The organism is Butyrivibrio hungatei NK4A153, assembly GCF_000424465.1.
GTDB classification, from domain to species: domain Bacteria; phylum Bacillota; class Clostridia; order Lachnospirales; family Lachnospiraceae; genus Butyrivibrio; species Butyrivibrio hungatei_A.
On the sequence record NZ_AUJY01000001.1, the window covers coordinates 16726 to 35581 of the forward strand.

The following is an 18856-nucleotide window of genomic DNA, read 5'->3' on the forward strand; positions in this document are numbered from 1 at the left end:
TTTGTTCAAGGATGAACCATCGTAGTATTTTTGCGATGCGTACTATGGAAACGTAATTTCATCGACACTGGCCTCTAGAACTTTGCGGTTGCCTGATAATTATTAAATTATTTAAGGTATCATGCGAAGACCTCAGGGTTGGATGCACGATATCTTAATTTATTATATTTACGTTGCAACCGATAACTTGTATGAGATTCCTCAACAATAGCAAGAGTATAGGGACAGAGAATGGCAGAGGTCAATTTAAAAAAACTAAGCAGAGCGGAACTTTTGGAGATGATGATCAACTTCTCGGAAGAGGCCGACGAAGCTAAGAGGCGTGAACAAGAAATTAAAGAAGAAGTCGAGAAAGAGAAGCAACAACTTCTTAAGGAACTTGCGGAAGAAAGAAGTAACCTGTTAAAGAGTTTCGACGAAGAAAAGGCACAGATGAGAGCCAAGTTCAATGAACAAAAGAATCAGATGCAGGAGAAGTTCGACAAGGACATAACCGGTCTGAAAGCAAGGCTCGCCAGAGAAAAAGCGGAGTTACAACAACAGGTTGACGATGCACTTGAGAAGATTGAAAACTCGCAGTCACTCGCCGAAGCGTCCATTCAGTTGGGCGGCATTATGGAAGCAGCTCAGAGAGCAGCCAACATCTATGTTGATAATGTTAAAAAGAATGCGGAAGCTGAGTACAAAGAGCTTATGAAGGGCATTAAAGAAAGCAAGCTCAGAATGGCAATGTACGAGAAGACGCAGATGGAAAACATAGATGCAAAGGTCAATCAAGCTGTGGAAAAGGCAGTTGCACAAAGATTGTCTCGTACAGGTTCCATTGAAAGAGCCCGGACACATGAAGAAGCTTACACCGGAACATTGGGCAGACCGATGACACGTGGTGAAGCATACTCAGGCGCAATAGAAAAGCCTAGGATATATAAAAGAGAAAAAGACTGAGAGCACAGATGGGTAAACAAAAGAAAGAACAGGCAAATCCTTTGCAGGAGCAGCAGGAGCAGGTTAAGCCTTCTCTGGATCAGTTAAAAAGCGAACTGAAAAGGGAAAACAGCAAAAAGGAATACAAGAAAGTGCTGAGAAATACGTTGATAGTAGTCGTTGTAGTCGCGGCACTTGCGGTACTTGTTTCCAGCTTTTTCATAGCAGTATTAAAAGTAACAGGAGATAGTATGACGCCGACACTGGAAACCGGAGATCTGGTGGTAGCTTATACTAGAACATCATTCGAACCCGGAGAGCTGATAGCTTTTTACTACAACAACAAAGTTCTGGTAAAAAGAGTCGTGGGTTCACCCGGAGATTGGATCAATCTCGACGCAGACGGCAATGTATCTGTAAATGGGGAATTACTTGATGAGCCGTATGTAGAAAAGAGTTTTGAACCGACTGACCTGACATTTCCATATCAGGTTCCGGAAAACAGGTATTTTGTACTTGGAGATCACAGAAGTGCTTCGATTGATTCACGAAGTAGCGTGGTCGGATGTGTAACCAAGGAACAACTTATCGGGAAAGTTGTGTTTAGAGTTTATCCGTTCAGCAAATTCGGAGGACTGTAAGCAAAAAATGTAACTAGCAGACAATAATGGGTAAAAGGGTAAGAGGATAAGAGATATGCGCAAAGATTATGAACACCGCGCAGAAAACTACATCAAAAAGCATCAGAATTACAAGAAATGGCTTGCTTTTGTTTTATGCGTTGCAATCATTACAGGTTCTATCACATTGTATGTGCTTAACAAACCTGCTGCTGCGATGACTGAAGAGGGAGCACAGTCAGTTGGTCTTGTAATGGAAACGGCTGATGACGATTTTGAGAGCGGTTTGATCGAAGAGATGAATCAGGAGGGCGATGACAGCGGGGACGACGCCGATGCCGGTGATGAATCTGGCGACGGTGATGGCAACAGTAACGCTGAAGAAGTTACTGTTGAGGAAAACGCTACTCCCGAGGATGAGAATAACTCTGATGATTCCATTGTGGAGAATAAGGACGACAGTGAAGAGAAGAAAGCTGAAGAGGAAAAGATCGATGAAGCTGACAAAGAAAACACTGTTGAGTCTGCTGCTTCTAATGGAACAACCGTTAAAGAAGAGGAAGAATCTGATTTAGCTTCTACTGCATCAACAGAAGCATCGGACGCTGCAAGTACGGCATCATCTGAGATGTCTACCGAAGCATCAACAGAAGCATCTTCAATTGAATCCCTGGAAGATTACAAAGATGTGATCGTAACAGTAAAATATGTGGATTCACATGATAAAGAGATTGCGGAATCAAAAGAACTTTCTATCACAGACTCCTTTGATATCAAGAAGGATGCTAAGAATTTTGAGGGCTATTTCTTTAACAAAGCGGTTATCGGTGATGACGAGATCGTGAAAGTTGAGAAAGAGACCAAAGAGTTTGCTGCATCTGCTAACAGCGAAGAGAATAAGGACAGCGCTTCACTTCTTACCGATGTAAAAGACGGAACAGTTGAACATTATATATATAAAGTAACAACTGCTGACGGCGAAGTAAGAGAGCTTGAAGAAGATACAGAGCTTGATCTTGTATACTATCCTGCAAATACAAAGACAGAGTTTGTATACTCGGATGGTGATGCAAAGGTTAAGGTTGTACTTACTAAGCCTGATGTATTCCCTGAGGGAATTGAGCTTACAGTTACAGAAGTTGAACGCAATACAAAGGGATATAATTACGATGCTTATCTTGCCGCACTTAACAGCAAGGCAGGTGAGATTGCCGGTGATGGCGGAGAAGAAGACGCAGCGGCTGTAGAATTTGATGAGAAGAATACTGTACTTCTGGATATTGCATTCCTGCTTGACAATGTAGAGTACGATCTTACAGATGGAACAGCTTCTGTTTCGATTGAGTATACAAACAACAAGATCTCAGCAGATCTTGATACAGACAATTCAGAGGAAGTTACTATAGTACACCTTCCTCTTACAGATGAAGTAAAAGAGAAATTTGATTCAACAAGTGAAGCTACAAGTATTTCAGCCAATGATATTCAAGTAGAAGTTTTTGATGACGGAAAAGTCGATCTTGGCGATTCAAGTGATAACGTTTCATTCCAGACTGATTCATTCTGTGTTTTCGGTGTTATAAAGAGTGCAAACGGACGTTCCTGGGTGGGAACAAAAGACTATTCCTCAAATGAGATCATAGATATGCTCGGTGATTCTACATACTTCGGTGTCGTTGCGAACGACTACGACGGATGTAATAACCACAGTGAAGCAAACATAGCCGTTAAGAATATTAAAAATGTTCAAGACTATACAATTGGTAACTCGACACAGACATATCAGAAAATTGGCGATTATAAGATTACGGTTAATAAAGTTGTAAATGGTGCAAAGAAGACAGGAAAGTTCTTCTTCGCGGTATATCAGGATGCTGAAGGAACCAGAAAGATTCAGGGAAGCGACTTTAGTATTACAACAGGTGCTGACGGAAAGGGATCTTATACTTTAGATTACAAGCACCTTGGACAGAATTCTCCGAGATTGTATGTCTTTGAGCTTGATAAAGAAGGCGGAAAACCGGTAAAGAACAATGAAAAGTATGGATCCTATACTGTTACTTACGGCGCTAACGGATTTGATGGCTTAAATGACAGTATGGCATTATATACCGACAACTTTGTCGAGAATATCGGTGGCAGAACAAGAGAACAGATTGGAAGACTTATCCAGCATATTGACGGAGCAACAATTTATTATAAGAAGTCCGGCGGAGCATATGGATGCATTACTTACGATCATGGCGCAAGAAGCGGAAGTCAGTATTTGGAATATACCTTTAACGGAGAGTTTCCGGTTAATATTGACAACTTACTTTCAAAGGCAGCAAATGCTGCAGGTGAAATTGCACTTGCAAAGTCGAACGGAAGCGTAGAGGTTGCAAATGTCGTAGCGACGGATGGCGGAAACCTTTGTTCGGATCTTACAAGATATTACTTTAATAAGAATGAAGATAACTATGCTGTAAACAACGGATTTAGTGTTGGAGGCAAGCTCCTTGTTATTAACGTAGATCTTACAAATGTTCGTTCTTATACATTTAACAAGATCAAGGTTAATGGCTTGGGTACAGGTGACTGGAGTGAAGTAGCCAACCAGATAGTTCTTAACCCTGTAGTTGAGAAGTGTTCACGTTATGTTCCTTATGAAGGAAAGCTTAATGTAGATATTTCATCCGGAGCTCTTGTAGCACCAAAATGTACTGTTGAATGTACAGGATCATACAGTGGAACAATCATTGCAAGCAGTGTTATCAAAAGATGTGAGATTCACAAGATGGTTGTAAGAAAGCATCTTAGCATGATGGCTTCAACAACAGTTACAAACACAGATTCCACACGTGTTCCTGTTGAACTCAAAGTTGGAAAACTTGTTGACGGCAAGACTCCTGAAGCAGAAGATGTATTCTCATTCACATTAAAGAAATATAATGAGCAGAATAAGGGATGGGAGACAATTTCAAACGATCTGCACAACGATTTTGATAAGATCAGCTACACAATAGAAGATCCTCAGTCGCTTGGTATGGAGTATGGCAAGGGTAATGTATATTACTTCATGTTCACTGAGAATGATACAACAGGTACTTATATTAAAGATACTTCAGCACTCCTTGCAAAGGTTGAGTATGAAGAAGGCCAGGGTGATGCAGCTATTAAGGGTATCTCATACTACAAGATAAGTGCAGATGATTTGGCTAAGCTTAATGCTAAGTTTGATAAGAAGTATTTCAAGAACGAGATAAAAGATAATATTTGCTTCAACAATAAGAAGATACAGAACTTTGATCTTGGGCTTACCAAGTTCCTTAACGGAAGTCCTCTTCAGGATAACAACCTTAAGTTTAACTTCTGGGTAAGACTTGTTAAGACTGACAATAACGGATCAAGAACAGTAGAAGGCGGAGACAGAAGAAAGTATCCTGCAGCTATGAGCAGTATTACCAACAACGGAAGCAAGATTGAGTATCCTGTTGATGCTGTAGCTTGGGGACTTGAGCATGGAAATACCTACTACTTTGTATTTGGCGAAGGCTCAGCAGATGCTTCAAATACTACGCAGACTGTTCTCGATAAATCAGTTGTTGTAGCAAAGGTTGACTACTACGTTGACGGTGAAAACCTTAATAAGACATATTACAGAATCACAGACCAGGCAACAGCGGAAGCAATTCTTGCAAGTCCCGACAGCTGTGCAGGTATCGTTGATCAGTGCAATGATTCAACAGCCGTACCTGAGGATAAAGCAGGTTTCTATAACAAGTCATCGGTAAAACTTGTACTTGTTAAGAACTGGAAGCAGAATTCAACAAACGGTATCTTCGATGTAACCGTAAAGATCAAGAGACGTGTTGAAGGCGGCGAACTTGAAGATTACAAGGATGTTGTTATCAGCGCATCCGATTGCAGCGAGCATGGCGGAAAGATTAGCTCAAATGAGTATGTAATTGATGAACTTGAGACATGTGATGCAAACGGAAATAAATATGAGTACGTTGCAGAAGAGTATTACAACAACGGCTCAGAACTTGTAAGACTTAATCCTATTAAGAGTGTAACTACAGATGCTACCGGAAATGTTATTTCACAGTCTTCCGAAGCAGATGAAGCAGTAGCATCAGTAAACGGATACAAGCTTACAGATGTAACAGTAACATATGACGAAAGCGGAAATGTAAGGGTAGAACTTACAAACGATCCTTACATCAAGATCAAGAAGAGTTGGACACTTAACGGTGTAGATGTTCCTTACAACGGAACAAAGGATTTTGGAACCGTATTCGTTAACCTTTATCAGTCAAATGGTGATGGATCACCGGAGTTCGTAAGAGGACCTATAGCTCTTAGCTATGGTAGCGAGTGGACAGCTGAAGTACCTGTACCGGGGCTTGGAAGGTACTACATTGTAGAGTGCGATTCTACAGGTGCAGTTGAATACCGTCAGGCTCCTAAGATTACATACTATGCATATAACAAAGATGCACAGACCATGACCTCAACAGAGTGGACACAAGTTTACGGTGAGGGTGGAAACATTACACTCGTTGTTGCTAACGAGAGAAGTGGTAATGTACTTCCTAACTCCGGTGGAATCGGTGAGTTTCCTATTCTTGCAATAGGTCTTGGAACAGCTTTGACAGCAGTTCTTGGTGGAAGTGCATACAACATACGTAAAAAGAAAGATGAATCTGAAGAAAAAGAGGAGTCTTGAGAACTTTGAATAATTGATTTTAAGCAATATGGATTTAGAGCAGAAATGCTTTAAAACAGGTGCTCATTTGCATCGGATATATATTGAACGACATTATAAAAAAATAAACTGACACAAGATTCAAAGAAGGAGAAGAAGATGAATAGAATCAAGAAACTGATAGTAGGATTCCTTGTATCCGCGATGGTACTTGGAATGGCAATCACAGCCTATGCGGCTGCCGGAACAATTACAATTACTAATGCAATAGCAGGACAGACATATGACGCTTACCGCGTATTTGACTTTGTACCTGCTGATGAAGCAAATGCCGATGCAGGTGGTATTTACAAGCTTGCAGCTAAGTTTTCAGGTCTTCCTTCATACACATACAGTGATGATGGAAACAGTGTAGCAATGAGTTCATTCTTCACGGTTGGTGATAATGATATCCTTGATACATCAGGACTTACTTCAGCAGAACAGGCTAAGGTTTTTGGTAAGGCTGTACTTGCTTACGCAAAGGCTAACGGAATCTCAAATGACGGTTCAACAATAGCTTCAGAAGATGGCGTAGCTACAATTCAAGTTAGTGAATATGGTTACTATGTAGTAGATTCATCACTTGGTAGTGCCGTAGCAGTTGATACAACAACTCCTAACGCAGGTATTCAGGAGAAGAACAGCGTTCCTGAAATCAGAAAGCATGTTAATACTGCTACAAATGAGTCAACAGTTTACGGTGATAAGACAGGAAATGATGCACAGATCGGTGATACAGTAGAGTTCACTGTTGAAGCAGATCTTAAGATTGGCGGTGAGAACTATGCCATCGTTGATACATTGACACCCGGACTTACACTTGTAGATGTTCAGGACAGCAATGTTTCTTTCTCAGACAGTTCTCTTGGTTTCAGCATCGACAATGCTTATGTTGACGAGAACGGAAATAAGGGATTCAAGATTACATTTGAGGGTGAACCTAAGTCTGATACAACTGCAACTGTTACATATCAGGCAGTAGTTAACAAGGATGCGGTTATCGCATCTGAGGAAAACATCAACGAAGCTTTCCTCATCTATGGTAACGGAACAGAGACAACTCATGTTACAACAAAGACAATGACATATCCTCTTCAGATCAAGAAAATCGCTAGAGGTGATGCGTCAGGAAAGGTTCTTCCCGGAGCAGAATTTAAGGTATACAGAGAGAGCGGTGATACACAGCTTAAGTTCACAAAGGTTTCAGATACTGAGTACAAGGTAGATCCCGATGGATCGGTTGATGCAATCGTAACTGTTGCTGAAGCGCCTCTTACAATCTTAGGTCTTAATGCAGAGAATTATATTCTTGAAGAGACACAGGCTCCTCAGGGTTACAATCTTCTTGAGAGCACTGTAGGTAATCATAAGCATGCACAGCAGGTAACAGTAGCAACTTCTTCCAATACAGGAGCAGTTCAGACTGCAACGGTTGAGGACGGAACAGGTATTACACTCCCTCACACAGGTGGTATCGGTACAACAATCTTCTACATCATCGGTGGAATTCTTGTTGTAGCAGGTATTGCATACTTCATCGTTCGCAGAAAAGCTGACGCTGAATAATATAATATACAAGGGATGAAAAAGTTTAATTGTTTTGAATCTTGTTGAATTAGTTGGATAACAGTATTCTTCGGGGGAAGATTATTTCCCCTGAAGAATATATATTCATAATCCTAAAGATTCTTTGAAAATAAACCGATATGGTGAAAAGATAAGAATTGCTTAGATGAAGAAGAACCTAAAGAAAAAAATACCCAACATAATATTTGGATTGATATTTATCGCCGGACTGTGTATATTTTTATATCCTTCAGTAAGTAATTATATCAATTCGCGAAATCAGAGCAGAGCAATTTCTAACTACGAGGAAATGGTTAAAAACATTTCCGAAGAAGATTATTCAAAGATGTGGAGCGAAGCAAAGGCGTATAATGAAGAACTTGCTAAAAAAGCTCTAAATTTCGATCTTTCTGATGAAGAAAGGGAAGAGTACAATAAAATTCTTAATGTATCCGGAACAGGAATAATCGGATATATTGAAATTGAGAATATAGGGGTCAACCTTCCAATTTATCATGGGACCGACGAATCGGTTTTACAGGTTGGTATAGGACATTTGGAGGGAACATCGTTTCCCACCGGAACTAAAAGTACACACGCAGTCCTTTCGGGACACCGAGGACTTCCGTCCTCTAAGCTTTTTTCTGACCTCGATCAAATGATTGTCGGGGATACGTTTTTACTTCATATTTTAGACCAGACTTTTGCGTATCAGATTGATAAGATAAACATTGTTCTTCCGGAGGAGACCAATGATCTTGCAATAGTCGATAATGAAGAATTCGTCACGCTTGTTACTTGTACTCCTTACGGAGTTAATACTCACAGGATGCTTGTAAGAGGTAAGCGTGTTGATTATAGCGAGGAATCAAAACTTATAGTACCGGCAGATGCCTTAAGGTACAACACCATGGTAGTGGCACCGTTCATCGGGGCACCGATTCTTTTAATAGCTTTTATAGTATATCTTATTAGGACGTCAAAGCCTAAAAGGGTAAAGGGAGCAAAGCAAGGGTAATTGCTCTACGAGGTATTTGTTTTATGATTAAGGTAAGAAAAGTAATTAGCCGAACAGTAGTTACACTTATGGCTGCTTTGATGGTTTTTGGGCAATCAGCTGTGACGGTAAATGCCAGAGGAACCATTGATACATCAAAGAAAGGTTCGCTTAGTGTGACATATAATTTTGGCGCAGACAAGATGTTTGACGGTGTTAATTCACGCATCTACAAGATCGCAAGTGCTACCGAGGGAGGTTCATTTGAGCTTGATGCGGGATATATCGACAGATCCTCAATAAAGGATTTGAGCGGTATTACAGATGAAGCCAAAGCACAGCAGGAGTGGAAACAGATCTTAGATGATGTTTTACAGTATGCTGTAAGCGAGCATCAGCCGGATCAGACAGCTGTTTCAGCAAATGGTCAGGTTAAGTTCAGCGGTCTTGAGCTTGGTATTTATCTTGTAAGTGCCGATAACTATCAGGAAACTGAAAATACATATGTTTTCGCACCGTTCCTGGTATCGGTACCACAGCTTGACGACAATGACAACTGGGTATATGATGCACAGGCGGGCACAAAGTGCGAGAAGTTCGACAGAATGGTTGATCTTGAGCTTCATAAGAGATGGAATGATGAAGGATATACAGATAAGCGTCCTTCTTCCATTGATGTGAAGGTTATTAAGAACAACGAACTTTATCAGACAGTTAATTTGAATGATTCAAATAATTGGACATATTCTTGGAAAGAGAAGCCCGGTAATACATGGTCTTTTGAAGAAGTGTTGCCTTCAGATTCGGGATACAGTGCTTCAATTTCTGAGTCTAAGACATATAACGGAGATGTGGCATCGGAGATCTATACAATTACTAATACGTATACTCCACCTGCTGGTCCACCTCCGGGCGGTGATGAACACCATGAAGAGGATAATGGCGGCCACGGAGACGGCGGCGCTACAGAGTTTCCTGATGTTCTCGGTGCAGTAAGAAAGCTCAGCGAGCTTCCTGCTGTTTTGGGTGCAAGAAGACTTCCACAGACAGGTCAGTTGTGGTGGCCTCTTCCCATACTTATTATTGTAGGTGTTGCACTTATAGTAAAGGGAATCAGAAGGAACAGAAATATTTAATACACGTATATACCCCATGGGATAAAACTCATGGGGTAATACTATATAAAAAATGTGAGGGGCAATAAATTGAAAAAGATTCCAGGTTATCTCTATATGTTTTTTGGTGCAGTGCTTATTTTTATCGCTGCACTGATAGTTAAGAACAATTTTGATGAAAACGCAGAAGCCGGAGCAGCATCTGATAGCCTTCTGACCGGTGTTATCGAACAGATGCCGGGAAGGGTTATTGAACCTGAGTTATCCGGAGACATGCCGATTGTAGATGTTGACGGAAGAAGTTTTATAGGAACAGTAGAAATACCATGTAAGGGACTTTTGCTTCCGATTCAGAATGAGTGGAGCAATGACAATGCCAAGGTTTCTGTATGTAGATACATGGGATCTGTATATGAGAACAATCTTATTGTCGCAGGACACAATTATATTGAGCATTTCGGCAAACTTAAAGAACTGAAAACAGGTGACAAAGTTATTGTTACCGATATGAATGGCAGAAGCTTTTATTTCCAGGTTTCTAATATGGAAACTTTGGGAGCGTATGATACTGAAAAGATGGAGTCGGGAGACTGGGATCTTACTCTTTTCACATGTACCATCGGTGGAGCAAACAGAGTGACTATCCGCTGCGAGTCTACAGGAGAAGCATCGCAGGTCGGAGAAGTTCCCGATGTCATAAAGGCTGCTGAAGAAAGTAAACATATTAGGAAACGTAAATAAAACAAATATAAAGCATCTACATTTATATACGCATCAATCCGATATAGAAGATATATCACAATAAAGAAACTTATATTTTATAGAGTTAATAAAGATTTTAGCACTCTATTGTGGACAGTGCTAATGTTACATTATATAATGACAGTACAAAGAATCCATGGAGAGGAGTTGATGCGTGATGATCATAGTAAAAATGAATGATACAACTGTAGAATGTAGCATTGCCGCATCAGAGCTTCATGAAATCGGACTTACTCCCGAAGCAGTTATTAACGGTGCGGAAAATACATCATCTTTTTTTGCTAAGCTTAATAAAGAAGTGGGACAGCAGCTTGGATACGATCCAGAGACTGAGGTCATGATGATGAGCAAAAACATGATGATGGATGGCAGTATCAGAATTTTTGCGGTTAAGATGAGCAACGAAGATATACAGACAGCATCTGATCGTATTAAAGGAGCAGCAGAGACGGTTCTCAGAATTCTTACTCAGGAAAAGGTTGATGAGATCAAGTCAAAGAATGGCAGAGATAAAGGTATTGCATTAAACGAAGTTATAACAAACGTCAGCGAGGCGATAAACAGGATTTACGGCAGAGATAAGTTCTATACTCTTCCGGAGGAAACAACAAAAACTCCTGAGACCAGCTATCAGCCACTTTCAGAATATGCGGAGTACATGGTTGAATTTGATACTTTTGATGAGGCTAAACGTTTTTCAAAAGTGGTTCAGAAACTTCCTATAGTAGATTCTTCTTTATATAAACTTGAAGAGGGCTACTACATGATATTGGGATTATTGTCATCGGACGAGAGTGTTATATACGATCTCAGAAGAGCAGGAGTCGAGTATTCAAATATGCTCGTGGTTAACGCGACGGAAGCGATGTATGTCAGAGAGCATGGAGATCGCTTGGTAGGAAGCGATGCGATAATACATTTAACAGATCTTTCCAGATGAGGATGAATATTTACAGTATGAATGATTACATTACACTATTTGATTTTTCTGGAATATATAATGAAGAGAGCTTTTATCAAAACGATAAAAGCTCTCCTTTTTGTATTATAAATTGCAGAGATATTCCGGGAACGAATTGCATGTGCGATGATGAGGCAATTGCACAGATAAAAAAGAGAATAAGCGAAAAAGCTTTTGAAATGACGAAAGATGCGGATGAAAACAAAAGACTTGCTGCTTTTGCCAAAGGAATCCACTTTATTGATTCGGGAAATTACCACTATATGTCCGCGATAATCACGGAAATGATAAAAGAGCCTTTTTCTCTTGTGGTTCTCGATCACCATCCCGATATGCAGCCGCCTATGTTTGGCGACATATTGTCATGCGGCGGATGGGTTATGAAGGTAATTGAGAATAACCCTTATGTCAGAGATGTTCATGTGATAGGTGCTGACAGAGAACTCATAGATAAGCTTGATAAAGATGATGCAAAACGCGTTAAATTCTATGATGTTTCGGATGTGAGAGATAAACTTCCCGAAACTCAATGCTCTGTATTCTTATCTGTTGATAAAGACGTTGTCAGAAGAGAAGAGCTTGTGACAAACTGGGATCAGGGCGAGATGACTAAGGAGGAACTCATCACGTTCATAAAAGACCTATTTAATAGTAGAGAAGTCATTGGAGTCGATATCTGTGGCGAATGTGCGCCTGACCAAGAGGGGATCGATGTAGGAAAAGAAGCGCAGATAAATGATGAATTCAATATTGAGATAATAAAGGGTATTGTAGATTTATGAAGTGGTAATCAGATTGACTTATATTTTTTAGACTATACAAGTATAAAAATATAAGTCAAAAAAACTTGTAATTAATTTTTACAAAGTAGTATTATTTACGTAGAGGGACTTATTACTCATATGAATGAAAAGGAGGAGCTGAGATGGTTATTGGATTCGTTATCTGGAGCATTGTAGCACTAGCTTTTGTTGTGATTGCCATTTCTACTTATAGAGCTGAAGAAGCAGTAGGATTTTTTACTTTTGTAAAGCCACCGGTGGTTAAAGATATAAAAAAATATAATAAGGCAGTTTCTGTCCTATGGCTTGTTTTTGCAATAGCACTTGAAGTTATAGGCATACCATTCTTGTTTTTAAAACAAAATTCTCCACTTTTCTTTGTAATGATTATTGGAGTTGTAGCTCTTGTTATAGGGCTTATGATTGCATATGTGAGACTTGAAGCTAAAGAAAAGATTTGAGATTGGAATTCTAAATTGATTTCTATATTATCCGGGGAGCCAATGGGACTTTGAGCAAAGCGAGAGCAGAACTTCCTTAAGCTAGCTTAGTGTGAATCCCGGAACCCATGCAGCGAAGCTGCGGGCGAGAGTCCCCCTTCCACACAAAATAAAAGGATTAACTCATACGAGTTAATCCTTTTGTTTCGTGCGGAAGATGGGACTTGAACCCACACGACATAAACAGTCACAAGATCCTTAGTCTTGCTCGTCTGCCAATTCCGACACTTCCGCATATATGTGCCCTAGAAGGGCTATCAACTTACTCACATTGCATTGGATGAAATCCAATGCAGGAGAAGGGACTTGAACCCTCATGTTGTTGCCAACACATGGACCTGAACCATGCGCGTCTGCCATTCCGCCACTCCTGCAAACAACGTAGTTAATAATACTCACTTTTTGGTGCTCTGTCAAGAGTTAAATTATTTATAAACGAGATAACAAAGGGTACAAGAAAAGTGTTTTTAAAAAAGCTGTGCTATTTTGTCGGCAAATGAATAGAGACGATTCATGGTATCACGGTTTTTGAAGTATTCTTTGCCAAGAAGACCGGCGCATACGCTGAAAGCCAAAGAAAATACAAAGCAAAGCGTCGACTTACTTATGAAACTTGCGCCGAGAAGTACGCTTGCACATATCAAAAGGGCTGCAAATATTACAATGCATTTAAGTAATTCCTGATTCATTACATTTATATAAAGCTCAATTCCTTCGCGCTCATCTCTGAGCTCTTCATCTGAGAGTACGTCCCAGTCGAGTTTGTCTAAATGTCTTAAAAAATCCCTAAATCTCTTTTCCATAATTCTGCTCCTCAATTCAATAGTTAACCCAAATTTCATAGTACATTATAGCAAAAAACATTTAATATACAATAATAATCCCGGGTTATGATAAAATAACAATTATGAAGAAGAAACTGATAATCTTGTATCTGGTTTTTACAATAATTCCACTTGCAATCTTGGATGCCGTCGTTATAGGGGGGATTCTGCGTGCTGAGCAGACCAAACGCTATCACGAGATGGAGAATGTGGCGAGCGCCGTAAAATACGCTTGTGCTGCGGAATTTGAAAATGCCGTGAAGGTTGCGAACAGTATATATACAAGTAAGTATATTTATGACTTCATGAAAACAGAATTTGATTCACCGCTTGATTACTACATGCGGTACAGAGACTTCTTTAATGATACTCTTATTGATGTCGTGGCTTCACAGAATGATGTGTCATACAAGCTGTTCATTGACAATAAATCTGTTGTGAACGGATCTCAGTTCCAGAGGATTGAATGTGCATATGATGAGCCATGGTATAAATTTATGAAGGAGAAAGGGCTTAAGTCCGGACTCTTTTTTGACTATAATACCAAACAGGTAGGTTTGGACTCGAATACGAGAAAAATTTTCTATTTCAAAGTGCTGGATTTCTACGATTACGGCTCCGAAAATGTTCTTCTTATTGATATCGATTACGGCAAATTCAGTCGGGCTCTCGTTAATATGAATTATGATCTTGATGCGTATCTGTGCGACAACGAAAAGATCCTTTTGACAAACGGTAAAGACATGAGTGTGGCAAAGCCCTACAGCTATGTGTCACAGCTTGAAAGTATAGGATACACCATGGATATGCAGATTTATAACCAGCTCCTTAAGATCCATGTTGTTGACAATAATTCGGAAATCAATAACTGGTGGGAAAGCTGGGGAATCTACCTGCTTATCCTTGCGGTAATGAACATTATTTTCCCGGTTCTTTTGCTTATCCGTATAAACAGGATCGCTTACGGTTATACACTAAGAGAGCAGGTTATGATAATGACGAGGCAGCACGCCGAGCTTCTGGCACTGCACAGTCAGATCAATCCGCATTTTCTTTTTAACGCGCTTGAGAGCATAAGGATGCACTGCATTATAAAAAAAGAGTCTGAGACTGCATACATGATCGAAAAGCTAGCAAAACTCCAGAGGCAGTATACTGAGTGGGGTGACGATAATACCACGATCGAAAATGAGGCGGATTTTGTAAATAACTATCTGGAGCTTCAGAAGTACAGATTTGGCGATAGGCTCTCTTATTCGGTTGATATTGAGCCTGATTGTAAGAAGTATCTTGTTCCCAAGCTTACGCTTGTTACTTTCATTGAGAATGCCTGCATTCATGGAATAGAGAGTAAGGTTTCGAACGGATGGATTTTTTTGAGGGTTCATACAAAAGATAATGATATGGTCATTGAAATAGAAGATACCGGAAACGGAATGAGCTCGCAGGAGGTGGAAAAACTTCTTACATCCATGCGGAATGCGGATATTTCAATGCTTGAGAAAAAGGGCCGGGTAGGCGTTGTTAACGCGTGTATCAGGCTTAAGATGGTCACTGATGATAAAGTTCTTTTTGGTATTGATTCGGAGGAAGGAATCGGAACAATAGTAACGATAGTTATTCCCGAAGAATGTTTGAAGAAGGGAGTTTAAGGTGTTCAAGGTTTTACTGGTTGATGATGAACCATTTATTTTACAGGGACTTAAAGTCCTGATCGATTGGGATGATTACGGATTTGAAGTGTATATCGCGCAGGATGGAAAGACTGCGTATGACATGATGAGAGAGCAGGACTACGATCTTGTGATCGCTGATATCAAGATGCCCGTCATGGACGGAATACAGCTTTTGAAAAAGATAAGAGAAGACGGCAATGACGTTTCTTTTGTGATACTTAGCGGATTTGCCGAGTTTTCCTATGCTCAGGAGGCGCTGAAACATAAGTGCTCCGCATATATCTTAAAACCCGTTGAAAAAGAGAGTCTTATCTCCATAGTCGAGAAGGTGATAGCAAGTAAAGAAGATAAGGAGATTGAGACAAGCCGCAACAGAAGATTTGAGAAGGCATATTTTGAGCAGTGCCTAAAGAGGGTGCTCAGAGGAAAGCACAGCTATGAGGATATCGATTATCTTGGCAGCAAGATAGATGCGTTTGATGATATGTGTTATGTGGGGATCGAGTTTGCGCCTGAAATAGACGAGCTTGAGACTATGGATGATGAAAAGAACAACCGCCTGGACAGACTTTATGACATTGCTGCGGAATATCTCGGAAATGACAGCTATCTACTTATGAGATACGGCTTTGGCGATGAAAACATATACGACATCGGTTTTCTGTACACGAGCAGTATCGGAAGAGATATAGACCAGAGCGACGAGGTCTTTTTAAAGGAAATGATAAAGTATCTCAAAAGAGTGAGCGGACTTCCTATTGTTATGCTCGTGGGAAGAATGGTTTCGGGTCTTGAATCCATTTCCACATCCTATACCAGCGTGAATATTCTTCATTCTTTGCAGGGATTTAGGGAGAAAAAAGATATTTATTTCTATGAAGAAGAGTATCAGATAAAAGATAAGGGAATCCAGCTCTGTAAGAACAAACTTGATGAGCTTATTTCCGCAATAGAACTTAATGAGAAAGTTAAGATAAAGCAGAAGGTTGATGAGTTCCACGATGAGATGAAAAAATCCGGAATCACCGGAAAGGCATATAACCTCAATATCAATTATCTCTTTTTCCAGCTTATTCATATTACGGGTGAGCAGGACAGTGAGGTCGATCAGGAAGAAATCCTCAGAAATATTTCGGAGAATGTTTATGAGCAGGGAATCCGTAGGGGCTCTAAGGCGCATCTGTACAGAATGGCCTGTGAGTATGGCGATTACCTTGGTCAGCTGCGCAAAAATGTCTCAACGGGCGTTCTTGCCAAGGTTGAGGAAGAGGTAAAAAACAATTACTCAAGCAACCTTACTTTGAAGGGGCTGAGCGAAAAGTATTATGTAAACAGTGCGTATCTGGGGCAGCTTTTCAGAAAGAAGTACGGATGCTCTTTTAAAGATTATCTCAACAGACACAGGCTTGATGAAGCGGCTCTTTTACTTAAGAAGACAGACGATAAGATCTATCTTGTCGCAGAAAAAGTGGGCTATAAGGATGTTGACTACTTTGTAAATAAGTTCATCGAGGCCAAGGGATGTACCCCGGCAAAGTATAGAAAACAAGAACAATAATTTGTCCTACTTTTATATATATTTCCTCCCATGTTTTGATTATAAATTTTTTATAAACTATTTATATAAAAATAAGGAGGATATCTTTTATGAAGAAGAAAGTTGTTAGCATGCTCATGGCAGCTTGCATGATTCTCGCAACACTGTCAGGGTGTGGATCGGGTGGAAGCTCATCAGATGGAAAATCTGCTGATAATTCCGGCTCAAAAGATGGAGTAAAGGAATTCACAGCATTTTTCTCCGTTCCTCATGCTGAAATCAATGAAGATAATGAGATTCAGCAGATCATTGCCGAGAAAACAGGCGTAAAAGTAAAAGAAACTTGGCTTACTGGTCAGACAGCAGAAGAGGCGGTTGGTACTCTTATCGCGGGTGGTGAATACCCTGACTTCGTAGATGCAGGTGACGGATCCGTACAGATGTATGAGGCAGGCGCACTTGTTGCACTTGATGATTATATCGACAAATATCCTAACATCAAAGAATTCTTCACAGATCAGGAGTGGGATTCACTTCGTCAGAGTGATGGACACATCTATTGGATCCCTCAGTTCTCTAATATCTATGGTGAAGAGAGAGTCTGCGCACATAATGACGAGGCTTTCTGGATCCAGACAAGAGTTCTTGAGTGGGCAGGTTATCCTCAGATTCATACAATGGATCAGTATTTTGATCTTATCGAAAAATATTACGCAGAAAATCCTACAATGGATGACGGAACAGCAAACATTCCTTACACAATTCTTTGTGAGGACTGGAGATACTTCTGTCTTGAGAATGCACCTCAGTTCCTTGACGGATATCCGAACGACGGTTCAGTTATCGTTGATGTAGATAACAAGAAGATTGTTGACTACAACACAACAGATACAGCTGTTAAGTACTTCAAGAAGCTCAATGAAGAGTACAAGAAGGGTATCGTTGATCCTGAGTCATTCACACAGACATATGATGAGTATATCGCAAAGCTTTCAACAGGTCGTGTACTTGGTATGATCGACCAGTGGTGGGATTTCGCATACACAGCAGGTGATGCTCTTAAGGCAGCAGGCCTTGATGCTAAGGGCTGCCAGTATGTTCCCCTTCCGATCACGATCGAAGAAGGTATGAAGAACCAGTGGCACAACTCAGGCGGAATTGTACACACAAGTTCAGGACTTGCCGTTACAACAAGCTGTAAGGACGTTGAAGGTGCACTTCAGTTCGTAAACGACCTTCTTAGTCAGGAAATCATGGATCTCAGATTCTGGGGTGTTAAGGACGTTGACTACCAGGTAGGCGACGACGGAATGTATTCAAAGACTCAGGAAATGAGAGACAACGATGCTGATACAGGATATAAGGCTTCTCACAAATGTGAGTATTCATATTTCCCTCAGTGGGAAGGAACAAGCAGAGATGGCAAAAATGCTATGAAGCCTGAGCAGCAGGAGACAGAGTTCTATGACGGACTTTCTGATAACCTCAAGAACTGCTTCAAGGCATACGGTGTTAAGACATACGTTGAGATGCTTGGAACAACACCTCCTCCCGGACCTTGGTATCCTATGTACACATTCTCACAGACTATGACTACAGCAACACCCGGCGGTACAGCAAGCAATCTTATGGATGAGTGCAAGCACGAGTACCTTCCTAAGGTAGTTATGGCAGATAACTTCGACTCCGCATGGGCTGAGTACATGGAAGCTTACAAGAAGTGCAAACCTGAAGACTTCCTTTCAGAGATGCAGACTGAGTTGGAGCGCAGAATTGCAGAGGCAGCTAAGTATACTAACTAAGTAAAACTAAGATTATAGCGGGCTTTCTTGGTATTCACAAAAGAATGCCCGCTATATT

General features: G+C 40.5%; 14 protein-coding genes and 2 tRNA genes. 13 read left to right on the plus strand and 3 right to left on the minus strand.

The window, feature by feature from the left end; translation table 11 throughout:
- Positions 1–231 precede the first annotated feature (231 nt).
- The 10 genes from G628_RS15915 (at position 232) to G628_RS0100120 (ending at position 12920) form a co-directional block, all read left to right on the plus strand.
- Entirely contained in the window at positions 232–945 is a 714-nt protein-coding gene (locus tag G628_RS15915; RefSeq protein WP_034462022.1) for a hypothetical protein, read from the plus strand.
- A gap of 8 nt (positions 946–953) precedes the next feature.
- A complete protein-coding gene (gene lepB, locus G628_RS0100080; RefSeq protein WP_051198912.1) occupies positions 954–1565 on the plus strand; it encodes a signal peptidase I in 612 nt (203 codons plus the stop codon).
- 55 nt (positions 1566–1620) lie between these two features.
- Positions 1621–6255 carry a hypothetical protein gene (locus G628_RS0100085; protein WP_027208162.1) on the plus strand — a complete coding sequence of 1545 codons (4635 nt, stop codon included), beginning with the start codon at positions 1621–1623 and terminating at the stop codon, positions 6253–6255.
- Between the two features lie 138 nt (positions 6256–6393).
- Positions 6394–7842, plus strand: coding sequence for a SpaH/EbpB family LPXTG-anchored major pilin (locus tag G628_RS0100090; protein WP_026655350.1), 1449 nt, complete (start codon positions 6394–6396; stop codon positions 7840–7842).
- A gap of 166 nt (positions 7843–8008) precedes the next feature.
- Complete coding sequence (locus G628_RS15920) at positions 8009–8860, plus strand: class C sortase (RefSeq protein ID WP_034500468.1); 852 nt, start codon at positions 8009–8011, stop codon at positions 8858–8860.
- A 23-nt stretch (positions 8861–8883) separates the two neighbouring features.
- A complete protein-coding gene (locus tag G628_RS0100100) occupies positions 8884–9975 on the plus strand; it encodes a Cna B-type domain-containing protein (RefSeq protein ID WP_027208163.1) in 1092 nt (363 codons plus the stop codon).
- Between the two features lie 69 nt (positions 9976–10044).
- Entirely contained in the window at positions 10045–10695 is a 651-nt protein-coding gene (locus G628_RS17780) for a sortase (protein WP_051198914.1), read from the plus strand.
- A gap of 178 nt (positions 10696–10873) precedes the next feature.
- The gene (locus G628_RS0100110; RefSeq protein ID WP_026667522.1) at positions 10874–11656 is read left to right on the plus strand and encodes an adaptor protein MecA; all 783 of its coding nucleotides are present in this window, start codon (positions 10874–10876) and stop codon (positions 11654–11656) included.
- A gap of 17 nt (positions 11657–11673) precedes the next feature.
- Positions 11674–12459, plus strand: coding sequence for an arginase family protein (locus G628_RS15930; RefSeq protein WP_196803679.1), 786 nt, complete (start codon positions 11674–11676; stop codon positions 12457–12459).
- 143 nt (positions 12460–12602) lie between these two features.
- Positions 12603–12920 carry a hypothetical protein gene (locus G628_RS0100120; protein ID WP_026655344.1) on the plus strand — a complete coding sequence of 106 codons (318 nt, stop codon included), beginning with the start codon at positions 12603–12605 and terminating at the stop codon, positions 12918–12920.
- Between the two features lie 188 nt (positions 12921–13108).
- On the opposite strand, the gene G628_RS0100125 is transcribed toward G628_RS0100120, so the two are convergent.
- The 3 genes from G628_RS0100125 to G628_RS0100135 all read right to left on the minus strand — a co-directional run bounded on the left by G628_RS0100125 (position 13109) and on the right by G628_RS0100135 (position 13762).
- Positions 13109–13193: transfer RNA gene (locus G628_RS0100125), tRNA-Leu, on the minus strand.
- 57 nt (positions 13194–13250) lie between these two features.
- A tRNA-Leu gene (locus G628_RS0100130) sits at positions 13251–13333 on the minus strand.
- Positions 13334–13426: 93 nt separating this feature from the next.
- On the minus strand, positions 13427–13762 hold the full coding sequence (locus G628_RS0100135; RefSeq protein ID WP_026667519.1) for a hypothetical protein: 336 nt from the start codon (positions 13760–13762) through the stop codon (positions 13427–13429).
- Positions 13763–13866: 104 nt separating this feature from the next.
- On the opposite strand from G628_RS0100135, the gene G628_RS0100140 reads away from it, so the two are divergent.
- The 3 genes from G628_RS0100140 (at position 13867) to G628_RS0100150 (ending at position 18798) form a co-directional block, all read left to right on the plus strand.
- Positions 13867–15435, plus strand: a complete 1569-nt coding sequence (locus G628_RS0100140; protein WP_051198915.1) for a sensor histidine kinase — start codon at positions 13867–13869, stop codon at positions 15433–15435.
- 1 nt (position 15436) lies between these two features.
- The gene (locus G628_RS0100145) at positions 15437–17017 is read left to right on the plus strand and encodes a response regulator transcription factor (protein WP_027208166.1); all 1581 of its coding nucleotides are present in this window, start codon (positions 15437–15439) and stop codon (positions 17015–17017) included.
- 89 nt (positions 17018–17106) lie between these two features.
- Positions 17107–18798 carry an extracellular solute-binding protein gene (locus G628_RS0100150; RefSeq protein ID WP_026655339.1) on the plus strand — a complete coding sequence of 564 codons (1692 nt, stop codon included), beginning with the start codon at positions 17107–17109 and terminating at the stop codon, positions 18796–18798.
- Positions 18799–18856: the final 58 nt, after the last annotated feature.